The sequence below is a fragment of the Nostoc sp. DedQUE04 genome (assembly GCF_034530995.1).
Lineage (GTDB): Bacteria > Cyanobacteriota > Cyanobacteriia > Cyanobacteriales > Nostocaceae > Nostoc.
In genome coordinates, this window is record NZ_JAVRCA010000126.1 from 1 (window position 1) to 7548 (window position 7548).

At 42.4% G+C, this 7548-nt stretch carries 5 protein-coding genes and 2 pseudogenes; 1 reads left to right on the plus strand and 6 read right to left on the minus strand.

Annotation, left to right across the window (positions count from 1 at the left end; all coding sequences use genetic code 11):
• Window positions 1-173: 173 nt before the first annotated feature.
• The 6 genes and pseudogenes from RM049_RS38790 to RM049_RS38815 form a co-directional block, all read right to left on the minus strand.
• A complete protein-coding gene (locus RM049_RS38790) occupies window positions 174-830 on the minus strand; it encodes a hypothetical protein (RefSeq protein ID WP_322708045.1) in 657 nt (218 codons plus the stop codon).
• A gap of 208 nt (window positions 831-1038) precedes the next feature.
• Window positions 1039-1905, minus strand: a pseudogene (locus RM049_RS38795) (group II intron reverse transcriptase); the annotation flags it as partial.
• A 104-nt stretch (window positions 1906-2009) separates the two neighbouring features.
• Window positions 2010-2753, minus strand: coding sequence for a group II intron reverse transcriptase (locus RM049_RS38800; RefSeq protein WP_322708046.1), 744 nt, complete (start codon window positions 2751-2753; stop codon window positions 2010-2012).
• Window positions 2701-3693 carry a group II intron reverse transcriptase/maturase gene (gene ltrA, locus RM049_RS38805; RefSeq protein ID WP_322708047.1) on the minus strand — a complete coding sequence of 331 codons (993 nt, stop codon included), beginning with the start codon at window positions 3691-3693 and terminating at the stop codon, window positions 2701-2703. Before ltrA ends, RM049_RS38800 begins: the two co-directional genes overlap by 53 nt.
• Window positions 3694-4323: 630 nt before the next feature.
• Window positions 4324-5028: pseudogene (locus RM049_RS38810) on the minus strand (reverse transcriptase N-terminal domain-containing protein); the annotation flags it as partial.
• An 835-nt stretch (window positions 5029-5863) separates the two neighbouring features.
• A complete protein-coding gene (locus RM049_RS38815; RefSeq protein ID WP_322708048.1) occupies window positions 5864-6016 on the minus strand; it encodes a hypothetical protein in 153 nt (50 codons plus the stop codon).
• A 596-nt stretch (window positions 6017-6612) separates the two neighbouring features.
• On the opposite strand from RM049_RS38815, the gene RM049_RS38820 reads away from it, so the two are divergent.
• Window positions 6613-7377, plus strand: a complete 765-nt coding sequence (locus RM049_RS38820) for a peptidylprolyl isomerase (RefSeq protein ID WP_322708049.1) — start codon at window positions 6613-6615, stop codon at window positions 7375-7377.
• Window positions 7378-7548 lie beyond the last annotated feature (171 nt).

A 7548-nucleotide genomic window follows, 5' to 3' on the forward strand; every position in this document is an offset into this window, starting at 1 on the left:
TTACTTTTATCTTCTCAACTACTGTACCAAACCGTTACACAAAGTGCTGTATATAAATATAATTTGGCATAATTTATTTTTTGGAAGTCTCTTAGGGGATTGCCGACTGTTGTAAATTAAGCTCTTGAAATGCCTCAGAAGACTCTTCCAGCGATCGCTAATAAATGCAGCACTCAAGCAATCACGCGATCGCCAAAACCTTGCACCAATCGCGCTAATGTACCTGGTTCAGCCTTACCAGAAATTGTCCGTCCAATAGAATCTGCTTGTAACCGTTGGTGAGGATCGGAAGAACCACCACCGAAGGGTTTAGGTGGTACAAACCCCTGTCGTTGAATGGATGTAAAACCCCAATAGTCTCCTGCTCCTTGAGTCTGCCAAAACGTTGGCTGGGAACCTACAAAATAATCAGTTGAATTAGTTTGTCGAAGAAACTGCGCTTCGGCAATATTCCAAGTTTGCGGATTTTCTAAATTTGGTTGATCGGTGCGGATGAACCACGAACCACCAAAAGCACTACTAACAGCAAGAAAATCACCTCTATAGTTTGTCGATCTGCTAGCACTACCGGTAGCATTTACCTTCTGTTCAACTGCAGCGATACTAAACTTTTGAGGTGCAACCTGTGGTAATCCTTCTAGTTGAATTGGAGTTTCCGTTTCTGCCAATTTGCCACTAAATCGATCTAGTCCTGGAACATCTAAAACTATGGCGTATTCATTGATATCAAATTTTGCCGTTACGCCAAAGAGAGTTTGTAAATCTTGAATTGTAAAGACTAATCCTAATTCTGGATCGGTGCGAAGTTTTGTTGGATCGATGCGAGTCACAACACCAGGCGATCGCACTTCTAATCGATCATCAGGTAAAGTGGTAATATTTAATTTTAACCTATAATTCCCACTTGCCAGACAAAATTATCTATATTAATGCTGTATTTTACAGCAAGATTGGTTGAGTCGATGGGGAGTATTATCTCCCGCACCTCTCAGTTAAATCTGGGCGTGCGATTTTCACCGCACCCAGCTTCCGATGTTCTTAGCTTGTGCTTTTGCTCATGTGTTTGTAATCGTGGCAACTCTCATGAATTGCTTCAAGATTATTTTTCTTCCGGTTGATGTGGTTTCCATCGACGTGATGTAGGTGAACCCGTTCCTCATCGATGAATTTCAGACCACAGGAAGCACATTTATGGCTTTGCTTCTTAAGAGCAAAAGAAGTTTCGCCGTAATAGAGTTTACTGTTACGTTCGCTCCAGTAGGCTGTATCTCCGTCGTAAGGTGATTTAGTTTCCTTGACAAAAATGTGTTTGTTTTCGGAGTAAGGAACCTTTGGGAATGCTTTGTTTAGTAATTTCTTGCTAGAGTTGCGATTTTGATTAGTTTCCTTATTGAATACCGTGTAAGCTCTTTTTTCGATGTGGTATAACGAGTTTCTTGACCCGTCCATCTTGCAGAACTTATGGTAATTTCTCCAACCTCTAACTACCGGGGCTAATTTCTCAGCCTTTGTGGTAGCACCATAATTCGAGTTGTTGACGATGTGCTTTACTTTCTTACGAAAAGCTTTGAAGTTGTCTACTGAGGGACTACATCTGAACTTTCCGTTTTTCTGGACTTTGAAGTGCCAGCCGAGGAAATCAAACCCATCTGTCGCGGCGGTAACTTTGGTTTTCTTTTGGCTTACATTCATTCCGTGTTTGCGGAGAAACTCGCTGATTCTTTCAAGTATCTCTATTGGATCATCTTCGGGTCGGAGTATAATAACCATGTCATCCGCGTATCGGATTGATGGTTCAGTAATATCACTGACTAGGGTTTGATCAGTGATTCTGTATCCTAAATTCTTATGGTATCTGTGTATACCCTCAATCCCGTTCAGTGCGATGTTGGCTAATAGTGGACTAAATAGAGTAGGGACGGAGCGCACCTTTAAATCTTGCAATTTACGTGTTTCTCTATCCCTCTCTCCAAACGAAGCGTGACAGTTTCCCGTCACTTCGCTTTCCATCATTGCAACCTAGTGTGGTTGCCAAACGAAGACGTTTGAGCATGACAGCTTCTACAGAGTAATTGTAAGTTCTCTTTGTTATTAGTACCGCCAATTCGACGTGCTTTAATATGATGCAAATCGAGTTCTTGGGTACATCCACAAACAGTACATTTAACTCCGTGTTCCGCTAAAATTTCTGCTTTCAATTCTCGCCATTCATAATTTTCAGCATTACCAAGCCAGACAGATTCCTTGATTGGGACTTCAGGAGTTGTTAGCGCTGTAGACTCTTCACCTGACAAATATGGGTTCGGTACAGAGCGTGACCGATACTTAGTAATCGGTTTATCACTCATACGGTATAGGTACAAATAGTCGTCCCCATTCCTAATTCCCCAATTATTTCTTTGTCCAGTTTTATGAACTTGACGCATCTTATACGTCTTGATAATTTTGCTCGGTGGTAGGCGATGTCGTTTTTGCAACCAAAGAAATAAGCGTTCATTAACCCAGAAATCTAGGTTTTTAGCCGTTTTCTTAGCATTACAATGACAGTAATAACCAATCCAGCCCCGTAATACTGCATTGATTGCAGTAAACTTGAGCAAAGGGGAATCCTTAAACCATTTTCGCTTGGTCATCTCCTTAACTTTGGCTTTCAGACGTTCCTTAGCATCTTCGGTTGGTGTCACTAATAACTTTGGTTTATCATGGACTGCTAACGTAGCGTCGGACGTGGAAACCAAGAAAATCAAAGCCATTATTAACGTGGGTAACTCTTGTCTTCTCAATGTTGAGTTCTAACTTTAATTCTTCTTTTAAGAAGGTTTGAAACTCGTCACGTAACCGCAATGCTTCTGCTTTCCCACCATTAGTTAATAGCAGCCAATCATCGGCATAGCGTATTAAAGCACAGTTTCCCAGGCGTTGTGTTCGGCGTTTCTCTTTTTGTTTGCGGTCAAGGCTACCATATTTATTCCACCAATATTTATCTAATTGATGTAAATAAATATTTGCCAATAATGGTGAGCAAATTGCGCCTTGTGGCGTACCAATATCAGTACGTTGAAACAAAGTGCCTTGCATCATTCCCGCTTTTAAGAACCGCCCGATTAATTTTAGGAGACGTTTGTCTGCAACTTTATCAGCCACGAGTTTTAATAAAATCTCATGGTGAATATTGTCAAATGCTCCTTTAATATCTCCCTCAATCACCCAGAAGTATTTATTACGCTTATTGATGTAACTGTCCATTAAGGCAATGCAGTCCTGTGTTCTGCGTCCTGGTCTAAACCCGTTGGAGCAGTTGAGAAACTCACTTTCCCATATTGGTTCCAGCACCATCTTCAGCAGCATTTGTACTACGCGGTCTTTGAGGGTGGCAATACCCAATGGACGACGTTTACCTTTAGCTTTGGGAATGTAGACACGGCGTACTGGTTTTGGTTTAAACTGCTTAGAGCGCAGTTCGGATTGTAACTCACTGACAAACTCGGCTTTTGCCGTAATTGATGCAAGTTGCTTTTTAGTTACGCCATCAATTCCCGCAGTTTTTGCCCCTTTATTTGAAAGGACAGATTCTAAGGCTGCACGTATCCAATCTTCTCGGCAGATTAACCGATACAAATGGTCGAACTGATGTTGAGGATTATGCTTCGCCTTCGTGGCTAGGCTGCGTTGGGTTTTGATAATATCGGACATACATTTTAGTCCTCTCTATTTCCCTTGACGCTCCTTTACAATGACTGCCGTCCTTTGCCATGTACCAGGCTATTCCCTGGCTCGGACTACTACGACGGCTCTGCCACATGATGATTACATCAGCCGCAGTTAGCCCAGTCTCCGTAGAGACCAACCATCATGCTTCCTACGTTCACATAGCGGTATGTGTTGTATTTGACTTTAGGCTCCCTCTTTACGCCCGTAAGACACAAACCCAGTGTCCCCGATATCAGCCGATAATTTATACCCCTATAATCAGAGCGGTTTAGTCCGCGTAGAAAGACCTTTTCATCAACCGAATCAAAAGTTGATTTACCTGATATCTCGTACCATCCCTGTTGTTTAGCGGTACGTCCAAGGTGTGGGCGCTTCAAACAAGGGTTTCTTGCGTAGCCATAGTCAAATTCAGGCTCGGAGCCTTATGCTGTAACAGGGTGTCAGCACGTTGCCCCTTGTTCATCGGGCTTCAAACGGGTTATTACTCATTGTCCCCCGCCTGCCGACTCAGCCTTGGCGCTCTGGGGTGAGCATCCAGCTTCTGTAGGTCTTATAAATCACCTCCTTATTCAATAGACCTAAGCAATACCACTATGCGCTTCGTAGCGCACCCACTCCCCCTTGGGGTGTTCCTTGTTCAGGGAATTCTGGGTTGACTCCTGCCTTGAGGCATCGGAAGATACCGAGTTTTAAGCCTTTTGGAGCAATGAGTTGATCCATAATTGCTGAGTGGTTAATCCTATCGAAGCATTTTTCGATGTCGAGTTCTATAACTCGTTTATCTATTCCATTGCAAGCAGAGCGGAGGTTATTAAAGATGTACTTTTGTGCATCGTGGGCAGAGCGCCCAGTTCTGAACCCGTAACTCCTAGCGTGGAAAGTGGCTTCGTGTGCTGGTTCGAGTGCGTATTTTGCGATTGTTTGCCAAGCCCTATCTGCGATGGTGGGTATCTTAAGCATTCTGGTAGTCCCGTCTTTTTTGGGGATGGGGATTTCCCGTAGTCCTTGATGTTTCCAATTTCTACTATTCATTTTCAGTAATTCTTCAAGGTTGAAGCGTTCTTGAAATGAGAGCGATTTTTTCCCATCAATACCAGCCGTCTTTTTACCAGCATAAAGCTTAGATACAAGTCTAATTGCAAGAAATCGAGCCGAGGTTGATTTTAGAATAAGCTTTTGGAGTGACCGAGCTTTCCGCTTGTCTCCAACTTGAACCGCTTTAAATACGCGCTTTTGAAGGCGGAAAAGATTTCGGCGGAATTTCTTCCACGGTAAAGCTTTCCAAGATTCACTAGTTTTTACACTGTGTCTAATCATTTTCTCTTCTGGAGTTTGTATTTTCTGAACACCTCAGACCAATTACGGTCTGTCCTACCCGACTTGTGAGAATTCCGCTTCTCGTCTAGCCTACCGGGGGTTCGACTGCCCCAAGACTCACAAATCGTTTTTATTCGTTCCCTCGGAGAGATTGATAGTTCCGTTAGGCGTGGTCATTTCAACTACTGGATTCCCTTGACTCTAGCCGTTAACATCAACATATATGCGGCGGGAATTAATTCTCCAGTGAAGTCAGGGATTTTGTGTTACGCCCTGCTTGGGATTAAGTTGCTTTCCTAGACCCGGTTTCACCGTAGGAACTCCCTGTTAGCGCCAGTGTCAACCCGTAACGGCTGTCTGATTGCGCCCTGTTCCCAGCTTCACTCTACAAGAACCGAGCTTGTTCGGTGTGGGCAGATAAGGAGTCAATTCTGAGTCTGAATGGCAAGGCTTACACTTGCATCTGACCGAGAGTTCAGCCTTTTTATGACAGTAATCTGCTCTCAGGCTGGCTTAGTTATGTACGGACTGATTACCGTGATTCACTAAACAACGAATCGCACAATTCTTCCAAATTAGGCACAGATACAAGATTTAATTTGAATTTATTCAGGATTTACGCAACTGGCACAAGCAATGGTGTGCGAAGCGCACCGAGCACCGAAAAACTACACAGAAGACATAGCAATTTCTGAACGTTTTTGTTGCTCAACTAAATAATTAAAAAGCAAATTGTGCTTAAGCTTGTAAATAGTTTTACCTGTTTGATAAGCTAAACTTTTCAGTTTTAGCTAAACTAATATAGTGCAAACAATATGATTTATTTCAAGATACATCATTGATTATTATTACTAATTCGAGTAAAGCCAATCAAGCTACATTCTGGGTAATTAAATACTTCTGTACTACTGGCTAGCGATCGCACTGTGCCAGTTGCGTAATTTATGTAATATAAAATACATAATACCCTTGTTTGAAAAGGCAGCATATAAGGTGTCCCCCTTTATACCCGAAACACTTGTAAACAGGCCCCCTAGATGCTTGATAGCGTTCGCGCAGCGTCTTGTAAAGAAGCTTTAGTAACATAGGAGCGTCGCCCTCAGTACATTATGCCTGCTCTACTTGAGAAAATTCTAAACGCTTAGATGCGAAACGGTGCGCGAACGCTTTCGCGTAGGGGTACGCGGACTCATAAAAATACTTGGCGTCTACCCTTATGTACTAAACCCTCTTTCGAGGTTGGGAGAAGAATCGCGACACTAATACCACTGTGGCTCTACGTATAATAAATAATAGAAACCTCAAAACACCCTAACTCAGTCTATAAACTTTGTCTTCTAAAGTCGTACTAGCAAGAACTGTCTTTTATCTTTATCTTCATATCTGCTAGCATTTGCGTAGAATCTTTGATAAAAACTCATACAAACTGTATATTTTTAAGTATGTTAGCAAGTAACTATTTAATTATTGCGAAAGTGAGGTTAATATACCTAACCCTGTAGAATTAAGGTAAAAGTTCCTAGACAATGGGCTAAGGTATAGCTTCTTTAACAGACTAAATATTCTTGAGATGACCGAAAGCTAATGACTGAAGCGATCCAAATCGGTAATCGTACAATTACAGCTAGTGAATTGATTTCTTTACTGGCAAGTTACCAAATGCTGCCACAGTTGCAGCGAGAATTAATCATTGATGAGGCGATAGAGCAAAACTCACGCTCCGCCAAGGTAGTTATAGAGTGTACTCCTGAGGAAGTAGCCCAAGCTAAACAACAGTTTTACGCTGAAAAACAGTTTAAAAATGAAGAAGATATCCAGGCTTGGATGGCACATCAAGGGCTGACTCCCGAGCAACTAGAAGTTATTACCACTCGTAAGCTGAAAATTGAAAAATTCAAGCAAGCCACTTGGGGTAATAAACTGGAATCTTACTTTTTTCAGTCCAAGGCAAAACTGGACAAAGTAATTTATTCCCTACTGCGAACCCAGGATGTGGGAATTGCCCAAGAACTCTACTTTAGGATTCAGGCAAAAGAAAACTCTTTTGCTGATTTGGCGCGGGAATACTCACTCGGTCCGGAAGCCCAAACTGGTGGCTTGGTAGGCCCGATTGAACTGAATGCACTACATCCGATAATGGTGCAAATGCTCTCTAGTAGTCAACCAGGTCAGATATTGCCCCCTACCCGTATCGCTGAATGGTTTGTGATTTTGCGTTTAGAAAAATTTATTCCAGCACAACTGGATGAATTTATGAAAATGCGCCTGTTGAATGAACTCTTTGAAAACTGGCTACAAGAACAGCAAAAGCAAATCATGTCTGCACGACAAGCAAAGGAGGATAGGTGACAGGCGATAAACCTTTAACCCAATCGAATCGCCTCTAAAAGTGTTGTGTGGCATTAGTAGCGCAATTCATGAGAAACAAAAACCCCCAAGCTCAGGTCTGAGCTTGGGGGTTTTTGTTAAATTATGGTTCCTGGCATCGAGCTATTTTTGCGTAGGGCAACCCCTAAACTA

Coding starts and splice junctions, on each gene's coding strand:
- RM049_RS38800 (WP_322708046.1), bottom strand. CDS start 2,753: ATGGCTTTGATTTTCTTGGTTTCCACGTCCGACGCTACGTTAGCAGTC.
- ltrA (WP_322708047.1), bottom strand. CDS start 3,693: ATGTCCGATATTATCAAAACCCAACGCAGCCTAGCCACGAAGGCGAAG.
- RM049_RS38815 (WP_322708048.1), bottom strand. CDS start 6,016: ATGCTGCCTTTTCAAACAAGGGTATTATGTATTTTATATTACATAAAT.
- RM049_RS38820 (WP_322708049.1), top strand. CDS start 6,613: ATGACTGAAGCGATCCAAATCGGTAATCGTACAATTACAGCTAGTGAA.